Here is an 18138-nt window from a genome sequence, read left to right as displayed (position 1 = left end):
TCAGATCGACCTCGCTTTGATGAGGGCGTCCTCGTGGTCGACCGGCCCGTCGAGTTCCTCGACGTCGTCGGCCAGGACGTAGCGGCCGAACACCGGCCCGGCGACGCGGTAGTACCGGCCGAGCACGTCCTCGGCCATCTCGTCCGCGACGACGGTGGTGTCGAGCGCGTCCATCGCCATGTCCTTGGCCTCCGCCAGGCTCATGCCGGTGAGGTCCTCGGTGGCTTCCTTGTCGAAGATGACCTCGTGGGCGTCCTCGCCGTCGTCCAGCACGCCCTTGATCCGGAGGTCGAACTCGCCCTCGACCTCGCCGTGTTCCTGGCACCGGCCGTTCTGGAGGACGCGGGTGCAGTCCTCCTCGGGACAGCGCTTGATGAGGCCGCTGCCGCTCTGGATGTCGACCAGCGCGCCCGCGACCTCCTCGGTGTCGTCGCCGACCTCGATGTCCTCGTCCAGTTCCTCGATGAGCGTCGTGCTGTTTAGCTTCACCGAGAACTGGCCCTGGTACTCGTCGGTGACGACGTTCTCCAGGCGGTACACCTTGCCCTCCTCCAGTTCGGGGAGGTCCGATTTGGCCCACTTGGTGAACTTGATCGTGCCGGTCGGGTCGCCGATGAGCCCGACCTGCGCGACCGCGTCGCTCCGGGGGTCCCAGAGGTCGACGACCTTCGCGGTCACGTCGATCCACTCCTCCGGGGCGTCGACGTCCGCGAGGCCGATCTCCGCGTTGCTCCCGCCGCTTCCGAGCGCGTCGCGGTCCATGTCGGCCTCGTCGAGGTAGTGGTTCGTCACGCTGCGGCGCGCCTCGTCGACGGGTACTTTGTACTCGTCGACCAGCGTCGAGAGGCGGTCCTCGACGTCGTCGACGTCGATGTCCAAGTGGTCCGAGAACTGTTCGTGTACGTCTTCCGCGTGTTCGCGTAGCGTCATTGTTGCCTCGTGTCTCCGCCTGTTTTCGTCGGGAGACGGTCGACGGTTGGTCGCCTTCGCATAAAAACCCTCGCAGAGCGCGGCGGAAGTGAAACCGGCGGCACCAGCCCGTGAACCCGGTGCGTGCGAGGTAGTTCCGGGAACATACCGAGTGGCCGTCTTCGGATGCCGGACGGCGACGAGTGGTGACCGGTCGGTTACCGAATGCCGAGCCTAACCGCGGTAAGGGCGTCAGAACAAAACCCGTCAGCGACGTCGCTACGCCCGATCCGAGGGTGGGGGAGACACACGACGTCGACGCGATAGAGGTCGCACTGCCGACCGCAGACAGCGCGAGCACGCTGGACGGGACGCTGGCGAGGCTCCGGGAGTCCGTCGCGGCGGCGGACGTGGCGGTGGCGCGCCTGCTGCTGGTCGACGACGAGAGCGACGACGACACCCGCGCCATCGCCCGGCGGCACGGGGACGAGGCGGGGTGGCCGGTCGAGGTCCGGTCGCTTCCCTGTTCGCTCCCGCGTGCCCGGGAGCTAGCTATCGACGCCGTCGGGACGGACTGGTTCCTCTTCCTCGACGACGACGTCCGCGTGAGCGAGTCGTACGTCGGCGACCTGCTCGACGCGACGGCCCCGTCGGTCGGCGGCGTGCAGGGGCGGAAGGCAACGCGGACCGAGAGCCCGTCCGACTGGGTCCGCCGCCGCTCGCGGCGCGCGGGCACCCACGCCACCCTGCTCCGCCGCGCGGCGGTGCGGGACGTCTCGTTCCCGCCGGACCTCCACGTGCTGGAGGACGAGTACCTCCGCCGGCACGTCGAGACCCGGGGCTACCTGTGGGTGTTCAACCACCGCGCCCGCTTCGAACACGCCAACCAGGGCCGTCACCCGATCGGCTGGCAGGAGGGGTATCTCGGCGCGAAGTACGGCCTCTCGCGGTTCCACGACGTCGCGCTGAACGTCCCCTTCGCGGCCGCGACGGGGCGGAACCCGCTCCCGTACGCGAAACGCGCCGCCGGCTGGGTCGCCGGCAGGGTCGCCCGTTCCGCCGGAGGTGAGACCGGTGTCGACCCCGCGAACGCTTGACGTCGGCTGCGGCGACAACAAGCGCGACCCCGACGCCGTCGGGCTGGACGTGCGGCCGTACGACGCCGTCGACGTGGTGTACGACGTGACCGTCACGCCATGGCCGTTTCCCGACGGCACGTTCGACCGGGTGAACGCCTACTCGGTCCTCGAACACCTGCCGAACCTCCCGGCGGTGATGGCCGAGATCCACCGTGTCTGCCGCGACGGGGCCGTCGTCGCGGGGAAGGTCCCGCACTGGTCGGACCGCAACGCGTACGTCGATCCCACGCACGTCGCCCACCCGCGCGCACCCGCCGCCGACGGCGGCGACCCCGTGACCCACCCGCGAGCGAGCGGCGAGGACGGGGACACCCTTCCCGGCGCGCCGCCGGTGACCATGGTCGCCGGCTTCGACGAGCGGACGTTCGAGTTCTGGGACCCGACGACCGAACTCGGGTCGCGGGGGTACTTCGACCCCGAGTTCCGCGTCCGCCGCGCCCGCCGCGTCCGCCGGCTGCAGTTCTGGAAGTCCCGCCCGGTCGAGTTCGAACTGGAGGTGGTGAAGTGACCACGGTCGTCCTCGGCTGGGACGGGCTGGACGCCGAACTCGTCGAGGCGTTCGGCCTGGGCGGCGCGTTCGGCGCGCACGGGCACCGCATCGACACATTCGACAACCCGGTGCTCGGGAAACCCCACACCTACGAGCTATGGCCCTCGATTGTCACGGGCGCGCCGCCCGCCGAGCACGGCGTCCATGCGGCCACTGACGACGAGGGCGTCGCCTGGGGCAACCCGGCCATCGCGGCGACCGCCCGCCTCGCGCGCCGCGTCGTGCCAGAGCAGTTGCGGACCCGGGTCGGCGCGGCGCTCCGCCAGCGCGGGGCCGGACTCGACTTCAAGACGGCCGACTGGTACCGCGAGCGCGGCGTCGACACGGTGTTCGACGGCCGGACCGCGCGGGCCGTCACGGTGCCGAACTACGTGACCGAACGCGACCGGCGGCTCGGCCTCGACGCGGACCGGGGCGCGGCGCTCGGCGACTTCCTCGCCGTCGGCGAGGGCGACGACGAGGGGACGGTCCACGCCCCACGCGTCTCCGTCCCCGAACTGGAGGAGCGGCTGGTCGGCGAGGCGACCGAGAAGCTCGGCGTCGTCCGGGCCTGCGCGCAGCGCGAGTACGACATCGTCTTCGTCTGGCTGGGCTATCTGGACACGGTGGGCCACCTCGCGCCGGTCGTCGACGAGTCGGGCTGGCAGGAACGCGGGTACCGCCTCGCCGCCGCGCTAACGGGGGAGGTCGCCGACGCGCTCGCGCCGGACGACGCCCTCGTCTGCGTCTCCGACCACGGCCTCCGCGACGGCGACCACACGCACGACGCGTACCTCGCCGCCGACGACCCGGCGGCCGTCCGGGGCGTGGAGTCGGTGCTCGACGTGCGCGAGGGGATCGAACGCGTCACGCCGGCCTCTGGAGAGCGGACCGACCCGCCGGTTCGTGAGCGGTTCCGCGGCGAGGGGTCCGCCGCCTCGCAGGACGCCGCGGAGGTCCGCGACCAACTGGAGGATCTGGGCTACCTCTGACCCAGCGACCCACGGGTACGGCGTGGCGCCCCGGCGGGAAACCTATGTGGCTCGCCGCCGACCGTTCGGGTATGTTCGGATCCCCGGAGGGATCGCCGTGAGCGACGACGGCCGCGTCTCGCGGTTCATCAGGTCGACCGCCCGCAAGGCCGGCGAGCAGTACGGCGAGGCGAAGCGGGCGTACCGCTCGGCGCGCCTCCAGCACGGCCTGCCGACCGACGACGCCGGGCGCGCGCGGATCGTCTGCCGGCGCTACGCGGAGAAGCGGACCGCGAAGATAGACGACCGCGGCCGCCCGGCCTGCTACGAGGCCGGCCACCCCGACTGCGAGGGCTGTGCGGAGGACGTCCGCGAGGGGCGGGTCGAGACGTGGTGACGGCGCTCGCCGACCGCACGCTCGTCGCGGTGGTTCTGGCTGGCGGCACGGGCACGCGGCTCTACCCCGCCAGCAGGAGCGACCGCCCCAAGCAGTTCCGGTCGTTCGGCGGCGACCGGTCGCTGCTCGCCCGGACCGCCGACCGCGTCGCGTTCGCCGACGAGACAGTCGTCCTCACCCGCGAGGCGTTCGCCGACGACGTGCCCGACCACGCGCCCGACGCCGACGTGCTGGTCGAACCCGCCCCGCGGGACACCGGGCCCGCGCTCGCCTACGCCGCGGCCCGCCTCCGCGAGCGCTTCGACGACGCCGTCCTGCTGTGCGTCCCGAGCGACCACCACGTCCGGGGTGACTTCGCCGGGGCCGCGCGCCGCGCCGCCCGCGTCGCCGACGACACGGACGGCCTCGTCGCCATGGGCGTCGAGCCGACCCGTCCCGCCACCGGGTACGGTTACGTCGAGCCCGGTCCCGAGCGCGAGACGGCGACCGGCGACGCGTACGCGCCGGTCGCGCGGTTCCGGGAGAAGCCCGACCGTGGGACTGCGGCGGATCTCGTCGCCGACTGCTACTGGAACGCCGGCGTCTTCGCGTGGACGCCAGACGCCTTCCTCCGGGAGTGCCGGGACACGCCGCTCGGCCCGATAGCGGCGGCCGCCGACGGGGACGCTGCCGACCCGGCCGCGCTCCGGGACGCCGTCGAGGCGGTCGACCCGGTCAGCGTCGACTACGCCGTCATGGAGCGAACCGACGACGCGTACGTGGTCCCGGCGTCGGTGGAGTGGGACGACCTCGGGTCGTGGGACGCGCTGTCGCGGGTGCTGGAGACGGACGCGGCCGGCAACGCGGTGCTTGGCGACGCGCTGACGGTCGACGCCGCGGACAACGTGGTCGCGACCGACGGCGAGACACACGTCGCGGTGGTCGGGGCAGAGGGCCTCGTCGTCGCGGCGTACGGGGACCGCGTGCTGGTCGCCCCGACGGACGAGGCCCAGCGCGTCCGAGAGGTCGTCGAGCGCCTCCGCGAGGAGGGCGCGTTCTGACGCCCGGGGGCCCACGACCGCCCGCAGTCGGCTACCGCCGCACCACGAACACGACGATCCCGAACACCAGCAGCCCGACGCCCCACCACGTCGATTGGCCCGGCAGGTACGCGAGCAGCAGCGTGACGAGTCCGGAACTGATCAGCGACCACCCGATAGTGGTTCGGTAGCTCACGGTCGGACTTCCACGGCGAGAAGGTCGTTCGTTTGGCCGCAATCGGTCCGTTCGCCGTCCGCTCTCAGGAGCGCAGGCGGCCGCCGTCGACCGGCACCGCCGCGCCGGTGACGAAGCTCGCGCGGTCGCTGGAGAGGAAGGCGACGGCGTCGCCCAGTTCCATCGGGTCGCCGACGCGCCCGAGCGGGATGTCCGACGACCAGTCCTGCAACCCCTCCTCGTAGCTGTCGTACTCGCCGCGGTCGAGCGACTGCTCGACGAGTTCCTGGATGCGCGGCGTCTCGTGTGCGCCCGGCAGGACGGCGTTTGCCCGCACGTCCGGCGCGAACTCCCGGGCGACGGTCTTGACGGTGCCGATGACCGCCCGCCGGACGGCGTTCGAGAGGATCAGGCCGTCGATCGCCTCGCGGACGCTCGTGGAGGTGATCGAGACGACGCTCCCGGCGTTGCTGGCCTCGAGGTACGGGTGTGCCTCCTGCAGCGTCCAGACGTGGCTCATCACGAGCATGTCGTAGGCGTCGTACCAGTCCGCCTGGTCCATGTCGAGGAAGGCCCCGCTCGGGACGCCCCCGGCGGAGGTGACGACGTGGTCCAGCCCGCCGAACGCGTCGACCGTCTCCTCGACCAGGGCGGCGACCTCGTCGCGGTTCGTGATGTCGGCCGGGAGCGCGCGCACCTCGCCGTCGGCGACCGATTCGACGTCCGCCTTCGCCGAGTCGAGGCGGTCCTCGCTCCGGCCGCAGATGGTCACGTTCGCGCCCTCGCGGGCGAGCGCCTTCGCGCTTGCGAGCCCGAGGCCGCTCGAACTCGCGGTGACGAGCGCCGCGTTGCCGTCGACGTTCAGGTCCATACCCGGCCCAACGCGGCCCGGTCACTAATCTCTCCGGGCTCCGGCAGGTCGCGGCCGGCCCCTCCTCGTCCGGCGGGCCGGCTCACTCCGGCTGGCGGACGCGGACGCTGCCGTCGCTCGTGACCCCGACGAGCAGCGCCGTGCTCACCTCGCGGCCGGTGACCGCGTCGCCGGCGGCGTCGCTGACTATCTTCATCAGGTCCGGGGCGGTGTAGCTCACCTTCACGCCGGCCTCGTCGCAGGCGTCGTAGACGCGCTGGGGCACGTCGTACAGGTCCGTCCCGGGGGCGACCTCGATCTGGACGGGCGCTTTCAGCGCCTCCGCGAACGCGACCGTCTCCCGGGCCTTCTCGACGTTTCGCCGCGCGCTCGCCTCGACGCTGGAGACGTTCGCCCGCGAGGTGCCCAGCAGGTCGGCGATCGCGGACTGCGCCGCGCCGCGCTGTCGCAGCGCCAGCACCTCCGCTTGCCGGCGGGTCAGCACGCTCTCGGCCGGGTCGAAGCCGACCCGGTCCAGCAGGTCGTCGACGTCGCCCTCGATCGCGTCCACGGCGTCGTCACCCTCGCTCATCGCCCGTCGATTACGGCCGCAGCGCGAAAAACGGTCGGGACTGTCCACGCGGCCGGCGACGGGGCGGCAGGGGCCCTCACGAGCCCCAGAAGTTGTCCCGGCTCCCGAGCTGTTCGCGGGGGCCGCCACGGTCGTCCTCGTCGTCCGTCTCGGCGGCGTCGGTTGCGTCCGCGTCGTCCTCGTCCTCCTCGTCGGGCTCCTCCATCGGGAGCCGTTCGACCTCCTCGGCGCGGGCGTGGTTCGAGTGCACCTCCGTGATGCGCACGCGGGCCCGGGCCTCCGGGAGGACGCCGTCGACGAGGACGATGAAGCCGTCCTCGGTCCGGCCGACGCCGGCCCCGCTCTCGTGGATGTCCTCGACGTCGACGACGAGTTCCTCCTTCTGTTTCACCGGCTGGGTCTTCAGGTCCTCTATCGGCTGGCTGTAGTGGTTGCACCACTCCTTGCCGCCGCGGTCGCCGTAGTGTTGACATCCCATCCCCTCGATCCGCTCGGAGAAACTGGGGCAGTCGTCGGCGAGTGGACAGTCCGCCATGGAGTACGGTATTTCACCGGACGGTTAAACGCTTGCGGCTTCTCCGACCCCGATCCGCGGCGTCTCCGGCGGGAGCGGCGGTCGGACCGTCCGGTCGGGACCGACCGCGCGCCCGCGAGTCGCGGTCGGCGTCAGCCGTTCAGCAGGTCGCGCGTCGCCGCCTCCAGCACTTCGAGGCCGGTCTCGACCGCGTCGAGTTCCACGAACTCGTCGCGGGTGTGTGCCCGCGCGAGGCTGCCCGGCCCCCAGGTGACCGCTTCCATCCCGGCGTCGTTGACGAAGTTGCGCACGTCCGTCGCGGCCCGGATGCCGTACGGGTCCGGGGCGACCCCCGCGATCTCGGCTGAGTGGGCCCGGAACGTCTCGGCCAGCGGGCTGTCGACCGGGACCGCCGCCGACTCGTAGGTCGTGTCCCGCTCCCACGTCACCTCGACGCCGTGCTCACGCTCGACCGCGGCGAGCAGGTCCGCGACCTCGCGGTCGACGGCCTCGATCGATTCGTCGGGCAGCACCCGGCGGTCGAGCGTGATGTGCGCCGCGCCCGGGAGGATGCCGCGGTTCGACCCGACGCCGGCCTCGAACGCCGTCACGGTGGCGTATGCCGGCCCGACGAGGTCGTCCACCCGCTCGCGCAGTTCGGCGTCGTACTCCGCGATCGCGTCGAGCACCGGCTCGGCGTTGCGGACCGCGTTCGACCCCTGGTCCGGGCGGCTCGCGTGGGACGCCTCGCCGCCGACGGTGACCTCGTACCAGCCCAGCCCCTTCGCGCTCGTCGCCGTCCGCATCCCCGTCGGTTCGAGGACGACGCCGTAGTCGCCGTCGTAGCCCGCGTCGAGGAGGCTCTTCGTCCCCGGGTCGCCGGTCTCCTCGCCCATGGCCGCGTGCACGACGACGCTGCCGTCGAGGGACCCGCTCTCCAGTTCGTCCCGAAGCCGCTCCGCGGTGAGCATCGCGATCGCGATCCCGGCCTTCATGTCGACGGTCCCGCGGCCGTACATCCGGCCGTCCTCGACGGTCGGGTCGTACGGGTCGTGTGCCCACTCCCCCGGCTCGTCGGCCGGCACCACGTCGAGGTGGCCGTTCAGCACCACCGTCGGGTCGCCGTCGCCGACCGTCGCGACCGCCTGCGGCCGGTCCTCGTCCGGTTCGAACACCAGCGATGCGTCGATGCCGCGCTCCTCGAACCAGTCGGCGACGAACCGGGCACACGGCCCCTCGTTGCCCGGCGGGTTCTCGGTCTCTATCGCCACCAGTTCCGCGATCAACCGTTCGAGCCGCTCCCGCGGCGGTGTCTCGGCCATGCTATCCCCGATTTCGGGGGACGTGAAAAGTCTGTCCGCCGCGGCGTCGCAACCCTTTTTCCCCGCCACACCAACCCGTCGACATGACCCGCCGCGTCCCCGAACTCGCCCTCGTCGTGGGGCTGGTGCTCTCCGGCTCGTTCGTGGCGGCCGTCGTCGCGCTCGAACCCGGGTTCCTCGCCGACCCGGCGAGCCTGCTGGTGACGGTCGCCATCGCCGTCGCCGTCCTCTACCCCTTCGCCGGCTTCGCCGCCGTCCGGATGGACGACCCGACGTGGCTCCTGCCGCCGGACCCCCTGCTCGCGCTGTCGCTCGTCGCCGCCGCCGGCGTCGCGCTCCTCGGCGCAGTGGGCGCGAGCGCGTCGGTGGCGCTGGCCGTGGCGGTGCTGGTCGCCGGGCCGCCCGCGGCCTACAACGCGTCCCACGGCGGCCGCCTGCGGTCGCTCCGGCCCGCCCGGGCGCTCGGCGGGGGGACCGTCGCCGGCGTCGCGGTGTTCGGCCTGGGCGCGGCGACCGGCGCGAACCCGCTGGTGTACGGGCTCGTCGCCGCCGCCTTGCTGTTGCTCGGCGGCGCGTACTACACCGACCGCGTGCCGGGTCGGCGCGCCGAGCGCCGGGCCGGAGCCGTCGTGTCGGCCGGGTTCGCCGCCTGCGCCGCCGAGTACGCGCTGTTCGCGCTGTGAGCCGCCGCGACCCCGGTGACTCAAACGGCCACTGTGCTCTCTGTGACCTTTTTCCCCGCCGGGGCCGACGGTCCATCCCGTGAACGAACTCCCCGAACGGGTCCGGGCGGTCGTCGACCGCCGCGCCGGCCCCATAGTCGCCGCCCTCGTCGCGCTCGGAGTCCTGTTGCTCGCGGCCAACGGGCCGTTCTCGTCGGTCCGGAGCCTGCGGCTCGTGCAGTTCGTCGACCGCGCCCTCGTCGCGGCCGTCGCGGCCGTCGCGTACGTCCGCGCCCGCTCGACCCCTCCGTCCTGGGACGCGGTCGCCGTCGCCGCCTGGGTGTTTCTCGCGGTTCCCGTCGCCGGCACGCTGGGGTACTTCGCGTTCGGCGGCGGGCCGGGGTCCTACCCCGGTCCGATGGGCGAACTGGTAAACGACGTCCTTCGATTTCTCCTGAGCGTCGCCGCGGTCGGCGGGCTCTGTGCGGCCGCCGGCGCGGCCCTGCGCCGTGACCGGCGGGCGGCGGCCGCCCTGGCGCTGCTCGCCGTGCCGGTCGGGCAGTTCCTCGTCTACGGCGCGGTGGTGCTCGCCGGGGCGTGAGCGGTCCGGTCGGCCGGCGCGGCTCCTACTCCCCGACCGCGTCCTCGAACACGACGACGATCCGCGGCTCCGACACGCTCGACTCCGGTGGACACGAGTCGGCGCGCTCGACGGGGATCGTCCCGTTCCCGACAGCGGCCCGCTCCTCCTCGCCCAGCCACGTCCACAGTTCCACCTCGGCGCTGCCGCCGCCGCCGACGCTGTCGGGCGTCCCCCAGTAGTCGGCACCGCTGCGCAGCTCCACCGGGCGGTCCTGCCGGTCGGGCGCGTACACGCAGGCCGTCGCCCGCGGGAAGTCGGTCGTCTCGCGGAAGACGAACCGGTTCTCGGCCGTCACCGTACCGAGCATGACCCCGTCGCGGTCGTCGACGGCCGCCTCGTCGGCGACGGCGGCGCTGTAGACGACCCCGCCGACGGCCAGGTCGACTGCGACGAGCACCACCGCGACGACGACCACGGCGGCGACGACGGTCCGCGCCGTCCCGGCCTCGATCCGCAGGCCGCGCTCGCGATGGAGGTAGCCGAGGGCGACGAACAGCGCGGAGGACGCGGCCAGCGCGACGAACACGCCCGTGTCGCCGAAGTCGAACCGCCCGAGCGTGTAGGCGACGAAGGCGACGTACGCCGCGGCCGAAAGCACGTACAGCACGGCGTCGAGGCCCGCCCGCCGGACGGCGCTCGCCGCGGCGAACAGCGCGAGGAAGCCAAAGAGGAACAGCAGCGCCTTCACCGTCAGCGAGAGGTCGAACACGAGGTCCCGCGCGAAGTACGCCAGCGCGGCGACGCCGAAGACGATCCCGACGGCGTACAGCACTTTCGAGCTGTCGAACTCGAACCTCACGACGTCGACACCCCGATTTCGATGGATCGCATCGTCCGGGGGAACGCTCCGGATTCGGATAAAACGGTGGGCTTAGGTGTCCAAGAACGGATACTTCCCGCCCCTACGCCAGCGGCGTCCGCTCGACGACGGTCCCAGTACGACCTTTTCCTTCGTCGGGTGGCCTCGCGGGCTCGGCCACCGCTCCTCGCAAAAGCTCGACCAAAACATCCGCTCGCTCCCTGCGGTCGCTCCCGGCCTACGCCAGCGGCGTCCGCTCGACGACCGTCCCGTCGACGCTCGGGTACTGCTCGACGATCTCGCCCTCCTCCAGATCGCCCTCCTCGACCATCTCCTCCAAGAGCCACCACGCCAGTTCGACGTGGTCGGACTTCACCGAGTAGAACTCCTCGGGCACGCCGAGTTCCGCCAGCCGTTCCTCGGTCTCCCAGGTCTTGCCGTAGACGAGGGTGCCGTCGTCGGTCACCTCGTCGAACTCCCGGCGGATGTTCCGGGCCATCCGCTTCATGCGGTTGCGGTGCTGGGCGGCGTCCTTGAACACGCTGGTACAGAAGTAGACGCGCTCGTGGTCGCCCATGGCGTCCAGTATCTCCTTCGAGCCGTCGACGGCGCTCATGTGGCCGTCCTGCAGTTCGTACCCCTTCTCCTGCATCCGGCGGTAGTTGCCGTCGGACATCTCGAACTCGTTGATGTTGCAGAACTCGGCCGCGCCCTCGTCGAGGAAGTCGAGGAACTCCTGCTCGGCGCGGATGCCGGGTATCTCGAACGCGGGGGTCAGCCCCTCCTCGCGGGCGATGTAGAGGATCTCCTCCCACTCGGTGCCGTGCATGTCTCCCCACAGTTCCAGCGGCGGGTGGAACCGTATCTCGTCCAATCCGGCCTCAGAGAGGCGGCGCATGTTCTCGCGGCCGCCGGTGATGCCGGTGTAGAGGTGGGTGTGGTGGTCCTCGCCGAACTCGTCTTTCAGCAGCGAGAGGTAGTGACAGGTCCGGTCCAGCGCCTCCTGGGGCTCGCCGCCGGTGATCGAGGTGCCCAGGGCGTCCATCCGTTTGGCCTCCGTAATGACGTCCTCGTCGGACTCGACCTTCCGCTCGTTGGCGTACACGTCGGTGACGTTCTTGCGGTTCTCGCCGAGCGGGCAGTAAAAGCAGTCGCGCTGGTCGCAGTAGCCGTAGACGAACATGACCATCTTCCCGCCTTTGGCGCACTGCTCGCAGCCCTTCGAGATCATTCGTTGAACACGGATACCGGCCGCAGCGCTAAAAGCGGACCGGAACGCCACCGTTCGGGCGGCCGCCCGGCGGTCCCGGGCTGACCCCCAAAGGCAGATAAACGATACCCGCCAACTGTCAGGCGATGCTGCTGGTGCTCTGTGTCGACCTCGACGACGACCTCGGCCGGAAGACCGACGTTGAGACGCCGGTCGTCGGCCGCGACGCCGTCGAGGACGCCGCCGTGGCGCTGGCGACGGCCGACCCGGAGGACAGCGACGTGAACGTGCTGTTCCAGGGGGTCCACGTCGCCGACGAGGTGACCGACGAGGCGGTCGAGGTCGCCGCGGTCACCGGCAACGACGGCGGCGACGTGAGCGCCAACCGCGAGGTCGGCGAGGAGGTCGACGAAGTGCTCGCCGGCCTCTCGACCGGCGAGGGCGTCACCGCGCTGATCGTCACCGACGGCGCGCAGGACGAGAGCGTCGTACCGGTGATCCGCTCGCGGGTCACCGTCGACGGCGTCAGGCGGGTCGTCGTCCGGCAGGCCCAGGACCTGGAGTCGGTGTACTACACGATGAAGCAGGTGCTGAACGACCCCGAGACCCGCGGGACGATCCTCGTCCCGATGGGGATCCTGCTGCTCATCTACCCGCTCGCGGTCATCGCGAGCATGCTCGAACTGCCCGGCGGCGTGGTGTTCGGGGTGGTCTCCGCGCTGCTCGGCTTCTACCTCCTCTCGCGGGGGCTGGGCCTGATGCAGGCCGTGGACACGCTCATCGGGCGGGCGCGAAACAGCCTCTACGCCGGCCGCGTGACGATCATCACGTACCTCGTCGCCGCCGCGCTGCTCGTTATCGGCGGGGTCAGCGGGCTGAACCAGTTGGAGTCGGTCCGGGCGGGCACCGCGGACACGCTGGGCGCGCTGGAGGTGCTCGCCGCGCTCGTCCACGGCGCGGTCCAGTGGTTCGCGGCCGCCGGGATCACGACCAGCCTCGGCCAGATCACCGACGAGTACCTCGCGGACCGGCTGGAGTGGCGCTACCTGAACGCGCCCTTCTACGTCGTCGCCATCGCGGTCGTGCTGGAGGCGGTCAGCGCCTACTTCCTGAGCCTGACGAACCTCTCGTATCTCGCGGCGGCGCTGACCGGCGGCACCCTGCTGGGGCTGGTGAGCACGCTGGCCTTCGCCGTCGCCGAGTCGCGGTTCCCCAGGGACGCCGAGCGCGACCGGGACCCGGCCTGACGCGCCGACGGCCAGCGCGGGCCGCCGCTCGCTCTGTCGTCACCGCTCCCGGACGACGACGAACCTCGCCAGGTCCCGCAGGTACTCCCGGGCCTGCGTGTCCTCGGTGTCGACCCGGTCCAGCGCCGCCAGCGCGCGGTCGGCCTCCTCGCGGGCGCGCTCGTTTGCCTCCTCGGGCGTCAGGTCGGTCACCTGCACGACCGACGGGCGGTCCATCTCCGCGTCCAGCCCGGTCGGCTTCCCGAGGTCCTCCGCGTCGGCGGTCGCGTCCAGCACGTCGTCGCGGATCTGGAAGGCGACGCCGACGCGCTCGGCGTACTCGCCGAACGCCTCGACGGCGAAGGGGTCGGCGTCGGCGGCGATAGCCCCGAGTTCGGCGGCCGCCCGGAACAGCGCCCCCGTCTTCCGGCGGGCTAGCTCCATGTACTCCGCCTCGTTGGTCGGCTTCGCGACGAGTTCGGTCGCCTCGCCCTCGCCGAGTTCGACCATCGCCTCGGCGACCACCTGCATCGCGGCCGGGCTGGCCGAGAACAGCGCGAACGCCTCGCCGAGCAGGCCGTCGCTGGAGACGATCGCGGGCCCGTAGCCGTACTTCGCCCACGAGCTGTCGACGCCGCGGCGGACGTCCGACCGGTCGATGATGTCGTCGATCACGAGCGAGGCGTTGTGCACCAGTTCGACGCCGACGCCGAAGTCGACGGCGTCCTCGGCGTCGCCGCCCGCGGCCTCGCAGGCGAGCAGCGTCACCATCGGCCGCACGCGCTTGCCCCCCGACAGCGCGACGTGGCGGACCTCGTCTTCGAGCTCCGACGGCTCGACCCCGTCGACGACCGCGCCGAGGCGGTCCTCGACGAGCGACTGCCGGCGTTCGAGGAACTCCATTGTCGTGGTGTCAGGCCCGGTGCCGCAAGTACGTGACGGATCCGCCCGTCCGACAGTGAACTCAAGCCGCTGGCGTCCCTAGCGCGTCCATGAGTTCCACCGACGTGCTCGTCGTGGGCGGCGGCGCTACTGGGGTCGGGATCGCTCGCGACCTCGCGATGCGGGGCGTCGACGCGACGCTGGTCGAGCGGAACGGCCTGAACGGCGGGACGACCGGGCGCTCGCACGGCCTGCTCCACAGCGGCGCGCGCTACGCCGAGAACGACCCCGAGGGCGCACGCGAGTGCATCCGTGAGAACCGGGTGCTCCGGGAGATAGCGCCCCACTGCCTCGGCGGCGACGGCGGCTACTTCGTCTCGCTGGCCGACGACGACCCGGACTACTTCGACGAGAAGGTCGCGGCGTGCCGGGACCTGGATATCCCAGTCGACGTGCTCGGCGCCGACGCCGCGCGGGAGGCGGTTCCCGACCTGGCGGCCGACGCCGAGCGCGTCGCGGCGGTGCCCGACCGGGTGATCCACCCCTCCGCGCTCGTCGCCGCGACGGCGGCCGACGCCCGGGAGCACGGCGCGACGATCCGACCGCACGCGCCGGTGACGGACCTGCTCGTCGAGGGCGGCGCGGTCGCGGGCGCGACCGTCGAGACCGGAGCCGGCACGGAGACGGTCCGCGCGGACCACGTCGTCAACGCCACGGGCGCGTGGGCCGGCGAACTCGCGGCGATGGCGGGGGTCGAGGTGGCGATGCGGCCCGCCCGCGGCGTGATGGTCGCCGTCGACTACCCGGGCCTGCCGGTCGTCCTCAATCGCTGCCGGCCGCCCGCGGACGGCGACATCGTCGTCCCCCACGACGGCCAGGCCGTGCTCGGGACGACCAGCGTCGACGTGGCCGACCCGGACGACTACCCCCGGGAGGACTGGGAGGTCGAGCGCTGCGTCGAGGAGTGCGCCCGTCTGCTCCCGCCGGTCGCCGACGCCGCCGTCGAGCGCACCTGGTGGGGCGTCCGCCCGCTGTACGGCCCCGACGAGGACGAGCGGCCGGGCGGCCGCGGCATCTCGCGGGGCTTTTTCGTCTTGGACCACGCCGACCGCGACGGCGTCCCCGGCTTCACCACCGTCGTCGGCGGAAAGCTCACCACCCACCGCGAGATGGCCGAGGCGGTGGCCGACCGCGTCTGCGGCCGCCTCGGCGTCGACGCCGCCTGTCGAACCGCCGACGAGCCGTTGCCGTTCCGCGACGACCCCGCGGAACTGGCCGCCGCGGTCGACGAGTTCGACGCGGCTGCGCCGTCGGACGCGGACGTCGTGGGACGATAGCGGCCGGTACGAGTCGGACGGTCGTCGAGCGGCGGCGAAAAGAGACGGTGGGATGATCCGCCGAACCCGGGTCTCGGGATCGGGCCGTCGCGTCAGTAGCCTTGGAACTGCCGCTGCTCGTCGCGCTGCTGGCGCCGGGCCGAGTGTCGCCCGCCCGCGTTGCGACCCTGCTGGCGGCCGTGTTCTTCCTGCTGGCTCCCCTGACGGCCTCGCTGTGAGTGGCGACCCCGCTGCTGCCCTCCCTGTTGCTCCTGCCGTCGTCCGCCCTGCTGCCCGAACTGCTGGCCACCCTGCTGCCCTCGCTGGCCGCGGTTCATCTGCGACTGGCGGCCGCCCTGTCGCTGACCGCCCGACTGCTGTCCCATCTGCGCTCCCTGCTGCCGGCGCTGCTGTCCGCCGTGGTCGCCCTGTTGCCGCTGCTGGCTCTGCTGGCCCATCCGGCGCTGTCCGCCCTGCTGGCTCCCGTGTCGCTGTCCCTGCTGGTGACGCTGCCCGCCTCGGTGCTGTTGGCCGCCTTGCTGATGCTGTTGGCCGCCTTGCTGGCTCCCTCGGCCGGACTGCTGTGCGCGCTGGCGGGCGTGTTGCTGCCCCTCCTGCCCGCGGCCGCCGCCCTGCTGGCCACGGTGGTGCTGGCCCTGCTGGATCTGTCTCGACTGCCCCTGTTGACCCTGCTGCTGACTCCGGTGCTGTTGCTGACCGCGTCCCTGCTGTTGCTGCTGTCGATGCTGTCGGCCTCCCTGCTCCTGTCGCCCGCTCTGCTGGCGCTGGCTGCGTCGCTGGTGTTGCTGACCGCCCTGCTGATGCTGCTGACTGCCCTGCTGGTGCTGACCCTGACCTGTGCTTTGCTCCCGTCGCCGGGACTGTCGACCGCGCCCGCGGCCGCTGTGCTGTCGTGCCATTGCGATCCGGTCGAACGGCGGACGGCCGGATTAACCGGGCCGGTCGTTCGCCGCTGTTTCCGCGAAAGTACCAGTCCGCGTGGACGGTAAGCCGTCCCGCTCCGCGAGTAACGCGAGCCACCGTGGGGTAAGCTGAGTCAAACCCCGTCGAGCCGACCGTTTCCGACTCGGGTCGCTGAGGCGACCGCTCGTCGCAAAACGTGGGTGAAAAGACCGCCGAACGCTACTCGAACTCTTCGATCAGCGCCGGCACGACGTCGAACAGGTCGTCGACGATGCCGTAGTCCGCGAGGTCGAAGATGGGGGCGTTCGGGTCCGTGTTGATGGCGACGATGGTGTCGCTGCCTTTCATCCCGGCGACGTGCTGGACCGCGCCGGAGATGCCGATGGCGATGTACACGTCGGGGGTGACGACCTTGCCGGACTGGCCGACCTGCCGGTTCTTCGGCAGCCAGCCGTTGTCGACGATCGGCCGGGACGAGGAGAGCGTCGCGTCGAGCGCGTCCGCCAGTTCCTGAACGAGTTCGATGTTCTCCTCCTCCTCGATGCCGCGGCCGACGCTGACGAGCACGTCCGCCTCGCTGATGTCGACGTCGCCGCCGCCGGCCTCCTCGAAGCCGGTGACCGTCGAGCGGACCGCCGACTCGTCGATGTCGGCGTCGAAGGCCGTCACCTCGGCGTCGCCGGCGCCCTCGGCGGGGGGCCACTCCGCGCCGCGGATCGTGACGACCGCGCGGTCGGCGTCGAGTTCGACCGTCGTCTCGACCTTCGAGCCGTACATCTCGCGGGTGGCGACGAGGCCGTCGCCCGAGGCGTCCAGGTCGATGACGTCCGTGACGACGGGGAGGTCGAGGCCGTTCGCCACGGCCGGCGCGTAGTCGAGGCCGTTGACGCTGTTGGGCGTCACGACGTAGCCCGCGTCGGTCGCGTCGTACAGCTGTTCGACGGCCTGGGCGTACACGCCGTGGTTGAACTCCTCGCCGTGGTCGACGGTGTGGAGTTGGTCGACGCCCTCGCGGTTCAGGTCCTCGGCGAACGCGTCGACGTCGCCGCCGATGACGGCCACGTGGAGGTCGCCGCCGGTCTCGTCGGCGAGTTCGCGCCCGGCGGTGACGACCTCGTAGCTCACGTCGCGCAGGTCGCCGCGGCGGTGCTCGGAGACGGCGAGGACGTCCGTCATTCCGCCACCCCCTTGTCGCGGAGCATGTCGGCGAGCTGTCCGGCCTCCTCCTCGGGGCTGCCCTCGAAGTACGTCGCGTCGCTCTCCGTTTCGGGCTCGTACATCCCCGTCAGCTCGAGCTCGCTCTCCACGTCGGCCGCCGAGAGGCCCAAGTCGTCGAGGTCCTTGGGCGCTATCTCCTTGCTCTGGGCCTGTCGGATGCCCCGCAGGCTGGCGTAGCGCGGCTCGTTGATCCCCGTCTGGATCGTCAGGACGGCGGGCAGCTCCACGTCGGTCACCTCGTCGACGCCGCCCTCCAGTTCGCGGTGGACGTGGGCGACGCCGCCGTCGGCGTCGAGGTCAAGCTGGTTGACGACCGCGGCCCACTCGAAGCCGATCTCGTCGGCCAGGGCGACGCCGGTCGCGCCGAACGCGTCGTCGCCGGCCTGCACGCCCGAGAGCACGAGGTCGGGGTCCTCCTCCGCGACGACGGCTTCGAGCAGGCGGACCTTCGCGCCGACGTCGAGCAGGTCGACGCCCTCCAGCGCCTCGTCCCACACCCGGACCGCGCGGTCAGCGCCCTTCGCCAGCGCCATCCGGATCGTCTCCTCGCTGCGCTCGGGGCCGATGGTGACCGCGACGACCTCCACGTCGTCGCCGGCCTCGGCGATCTGGACCGCCTCCTCGACGGCGTAGTCGTCCCACTCGTTCAAGTCGTACGCTAGGTACTGCGAGCCGATCTCGGTCCCCTCTATCTCGAAGTCGTCCTCGACTTCGGCGACCTCCTTGACCGTTACGAGAACCTTCATCAACGTTCTTGTTCTACCGTGCCGGAGATAAACGTTTTCGAAACACGGCGTGGCGGAGAAGGCGTTTCCCGGCCGTCGCGCCGCCGTTCGGGCAA

Annotated in this window: 21 protein-coding genes; 10 read left to right on the top strand and 11 right to left on the bottom strand. The window is 71.8% G+C overall.

Going from position 1 to position 18138, the window contains the following annotated elements:
• Entirely contained in the window at nucleotides 1-930 is a 930-nt protein-coding gene (locus EYW40_RS10590; protein WP_135821572.1) for a replication factor A, read from the bottom strand.
• Nucleotides 931-1205: 275 nt separating this feature from the next.
• Here EYW40_RS10590 and EYW40_RS10585 point away from each other — a divergent pair, with 275 nt between their 5' ends.
• The 5 genes from EYW40_RS10585 to EYW40_RS10560 all read left to right on the top strand — a co-directional run bounded on the left by EYW40_RS10585 (nucleotide 1206) and on the right by EYW40_RS10560 (nucleotide 4985).
• Nucleotides 1206-2006 (top strand): glycosyltransferase family A protein, encoded by an 801-nt coding sequence (locus tag EYW40_RS10585; protein WP_135821571.1) that lies wholly within the window; start codon nucleotides 1206-1208, stop codon nucleotides 2004-2006.
• Nucleotides 1984-2556 (top strand): methyltransferase domain-containing protein, encoded by a 573-nt coding sequence (locus EYW40_RS20195; RefSeq protein ID WP_237560592.1) that lies wholly within the window; start codon nucleotides 1984-1986, stop codon nucleotides 2554-2556. The genes EYW40_RS10585 and EYW40_RS20195 overlap by 23 nt, the downstream gene beginning before the upstream one ends.
• Nucleotides 2553-3569, top strand: a complete 1017-nt coding sequence (locus tag EYW40_RS10570) for an alkaline phosphatase family protein (protein WP_135821570.1) — start codon at nucleotides 2553-2555, stop codon at nucleotides 3567-3569. Before EYW40_RS20195 ends, EYW40_RS10570 begins: the two co-directional genes overlap by 4 nt.
• Nucleotides 3570-3666: 97 nt before the next feature.
• Nucleotides 3667-3945 carry a DUF7091 family protein gene (locus tag EYW40_RS10565; RefSeq protein WP_135821569.1) on the top strand — a complete coding sequence of 93 codons (279 nt, stop codon included), beginning with the start codon at nucleotides 3667-3669 and terminating at the stop codon, nucleotides 3943-3945.
• On the top strand, nucleotides 3939-4985 hold the full coding sequence (locus tag EYW40_RS10560) for a mannose-1-phosphate guanylyltransferase (RefSeq protein WP_237560591.1): 1047 nt from the start codon (nucleotides 3939-3941) through the stop codon (nucleotides 4983-4985). The genes EYW40_RS10565 and EYW40_RS10560 overlap by 7 nt, the downstream gene beginning before the upstream one ends.
• 31 nt (nucleotides 4986-5016) lie before the next feature.
• Here the strand turns inward: EYW40_RS10560 and EYW40_RS19985 are convergent, their stop codons facing one another.
• The 5 genes from EYW40_RS19985 to EYW40_RS10540 form a co-directional block, all read right to left on the bottom strand.
• Nucleotides 5017-5160, bottom strand: a complete 144-nt coding sequence (locus EYW40_RS19985) for a hypothetical protein (RefSeq protein WP_202614496.1) — start codon at nucleotides 5158-5160, stop codon at nucleotides 5017-5019.
• Nucleotides 5161-5224: 64 nt separating this feature from the next.
• Entirely contained in the window at nucleotides 5225-6010 is a 786-nt protein-coding gene (locus EYW40_RS10555; protein ID WP_135821568.1) for an SDR family oxidoreductase, read from the bottom strand.
• An 82-nt stretch (nucleotides 6011-6092) separates the two neighbouring features.
• Nucleotides 6093-6581 (bottom strand): Tfx family DNA-binding protein, encoded by a 489-nt coding sequence (locus EYW40_RS10550; protein ID WP_135821567.1) that lies wholly within the window; start codon nucleotides 6579-6581, stop codon nucleotides 6093-6095.
• A gap of 76 nt (nucleotides 6582-6657) precedes the next feature.
• Nucleotides 6658-7116 (bottom strand): TRAM domain-containing protein, encoded by a 459-nt coding sequence (locus EYW40_RS10545; protein WP_135821566.1) that lies wholly within the window; start codon nucleotides 7114-7116, stop codon nucleotides 6658-6660.
• 131 nt (nucleotides 7117-7247) lie between these two features.
• Nucleotides 7248-8417, bottom strand: coding sequence for a M20 family metallopeptidase (locus tag EYW40_RS10540; protein WP_135821565.1), 1170 nt, complete (start codon nucleotides 8415-8417; stop codon nucleotides 7248-7250).
• 83 nt (nucleotides 8418-8500) lie between these two features.
• Between EYW40_RS10540 and EYW40_RS10535 the strand changes: the two genes are divergently transcribed.
• Nucleotides 8501-9100, top strand: a complete 600-nt coding sequence (locus EYW40_RS10535) for a hypothetical protein (protein WP_135821564.1) — start codon at nucleotides 8501-8503, stop codon at nucleotides 9098-9100.
• A 79-nt stretch (nucleotides 9101-9179) separates the two neighbouring features.
• Nucleotides 9180-9680 (top strand): hypothetical protein, encoded by a 501-nt coding sequence (locus tag EYW40_RS10530; protein WP_135821563.1) that lies wholly within the window; start codon nucleotides 9180-9182, stop codon nucleotides 9678-9680.
• A gap of 25 nt (nucleotides 9681-9705) precedes the next feature.
• Here EYW40_RS10530 and EYW40_RS10525 read toward each other — a convergent pair whose 3' ends face one another.
• Nucleotides 9706-10521, bottom strand: coding sequence for a hypothetical protein (locus tag EYW40_RS10525; RefSeq protein ID WP_135821562.1), 816 nt, complete (start codon nucleotides 10519-10521; stop codon nucleotides 9706-9708).
• 238 nt (nucleotides 10522-10759) lie between these two features.
• Nucleotides 10760-11752: a radical SAM protein gene (locus EYW40_RS10520; RefSeq protein ID WP_135821561.1), complete on the bottom strand. Its 993-nt coding sequence runs from the start codon at nucleotides 11750-11752 to the stop codon at nucleotides 10760-10762.
• Nucleotides 11753-11877: 125 nt separating this feature from the next.
• Here EYW40_RS10520 and EYW40_RS10515 point away from each other — a divergent pair, with 125 nt between their 5' ends.
• Nucleotides 11878-12978, top strand: a complete 1101-nt coding sequence (locus tag EYW40_RS10515) for a DUF373 family protein (RefSeq protein ID WP_135821560.1) — start codon at nucleotides 11878-11880, stop codon at nucleotides 12976-12978.
• A 39-nt stretch (nucleotides 12979-13017) separates the two neighbouring features.
• Here EYW40_RS10515 and EYW40_RS10510 read toward each other — a convergent pair whose 3' ends face one another.
• Nucleotides 13018-13860 (bottom strand): polyprenyl synthetase family protein, encoded by an 843-nt coding sequence (locus tag EYW40_RS10510; RefSeq protein ID WP_135821559.1) that lies wholly within the window; start codon nucleotides 13858-13860, stop codon nucleotides 13018-13020.
• 89 nt (nucleotides 13861-13949) lie between these two features.
• Here EYW40_RS10510 and EYW40_RS10505 point away from each other — a divergent pair, with 89 nt between their 5' ends.
• Together EYW40_RS10505 and EYW40_RS10500 are read left to right on the top strand one after the other, a co-directional pair.
• On the top strand, nucleotides 13950-15176 hold the full coding sequence (locus EYW40_RS10505) for an FAD-dependent oxidoreductase (protein ID WP_135821558.1): 1227 nt from the start codon (nucleotides 13950-13952) through the stop codon (nucleotides 15174-15176).
• Nucleotides 15177-15394: 218 nt separating this feature from the next.
• Complete coding sequence (locus tag EYW40_RS10500) at nucleotides 15395-16165, top strand: hypothetical protein (protein ID WP_135821557.1); 771 nt, start codon at nucleotides 15395-15397, stop codon at nucleotides 16163-16165.
• Nucleotides 16166-16298: 133 nt separating this feature from the next.
• On the opposite strand, the gene EYW40_RS10495 is transcribed toward EYW40_RS10500, so the two are convergent.
• Nucleotides 16299-17255, bottom strand: a complete 957-nt coding sequence (locus EYW40_RS10495) for an electron transfer flavoprotein subunit alpha/FixB family protein (protein ID WP_135821556.1) — start codon at nucleotides 17253-17255, stop codon at nucleotides 16299-16301.
• Nucleotides 17252-18043, bottom strand: coding sequence for an electron transfer flavoprotein subunit beta/FixA family protein (locus tag EYW40_RS10490; protein WP_135821555.1), 792 nt, complete (start codon nucleotides 18041-18043; stop codon nucleotides 17252-17254). The genes EYW40_RS10495 and EYW40_RS10490 overlap by 4 nt, the downstream gene beginning before the upstream one ends.
• Between the last annotated feature and the right edge of the window lie 95 nt (nucleotides 18044-18138).

Origin of the sequence: Halostella litorea, from assembly GCF_004785955.1 — an archaeon.
In the GTDB taxonomy this organism is placed as follows: domain Archaea; phylum Halobacteriota; class Halobacteria; order Halobacteriales; family Natronoarchaeaceae; genus Halostella; species Halostella litorea.
This window is presented reverse-complemented; position numbering and strand designations above follow the sequence as displayed.

Coding starts and splice junctions, on each gene's coding strand:
- EYW40_RS10590 (WP_135821572.1), bottom strand. CDS start 930: ATGACGCTACGCGAACACGCGGAAGACGTACACGAACAGTTCTCGGAC.
- EYW40_RS10555 (WP_135821568.1), bottom strand. CDS start 6,010: ATGGACCTGAACGTCGACGGCAACGCGGCGCTCGTCACCGCGAGTTCG.
- EYW40_RS10550 (WP_135821567.1), bottom strand. CDS start 6,581: ATGAGCGAGGGTGACGACGCCGTGGACGCGATCGAGGGCGACGTCGAC.
- EYW40_RS10545 (WP_135821566.1), bottom strand. CDS start 7,116: ATGGCGGACTGTCCACTCGCCGACGACTGCCCCAGTTTCTCCGAGCGG.
- EYW40_RS10540 (WP_135821565.1), bottom strand. CDS start 8,417: ATGGCCGAGACACCGCCGCGGGAGCGGCTCGAACGGTTGATCGCGGAA.
- EYW40_RS10535 (WP_135821564.1), top strand. CDS start 8,501: ATGACCCGCCGCGTCCCCGAACTCGCCCTCGTCGTGGGGCTGGTGCTC.
- EYW40_RS10520 (WP_135821561.1), bottom strand. CDS start 11,752: ATGATCTCGAAGGGCTGCGAGCAGTGCGCCAAAGGCGGGAAGATGGTC.
- EYW40_RS10515 (WP_135821560.1), top strand. CDS start 11,878: ATGCTGCTGGTGCTCTGTGTCGACCTCGACGACGACCTCGGCCGGAAG.
- EYW40_RS10510 (WP_135821559.1), bottom strand. CDS start 13,860: ATGGAGTTCCTCGAACGCCGGCAGTCGCTCGTCGAGGACCGCCTCGGC.
- EYW40_RS10505 (WP_135821558.1), top strand. CDS start 13,950: ATGAGTTCCACCGACGTGCTCGTCGTGGGCGGCGGCGCTACTGGGGTC.
- EYW40_RS10495 (WP_135821556.1), bottom strand. CDS start 17,255: ATGACGGACGTCCTCGCCGTCTCCGAGCACCGCCGCGGCGACCTGCGC.
- EYW40_RS10490 (WP_135821555.1), bottom strand. CDS start 18,043: ATGAAGGTTCTCGTAACGGTCAAGGAGGTCGCCGAAGTCGAGGACGAC.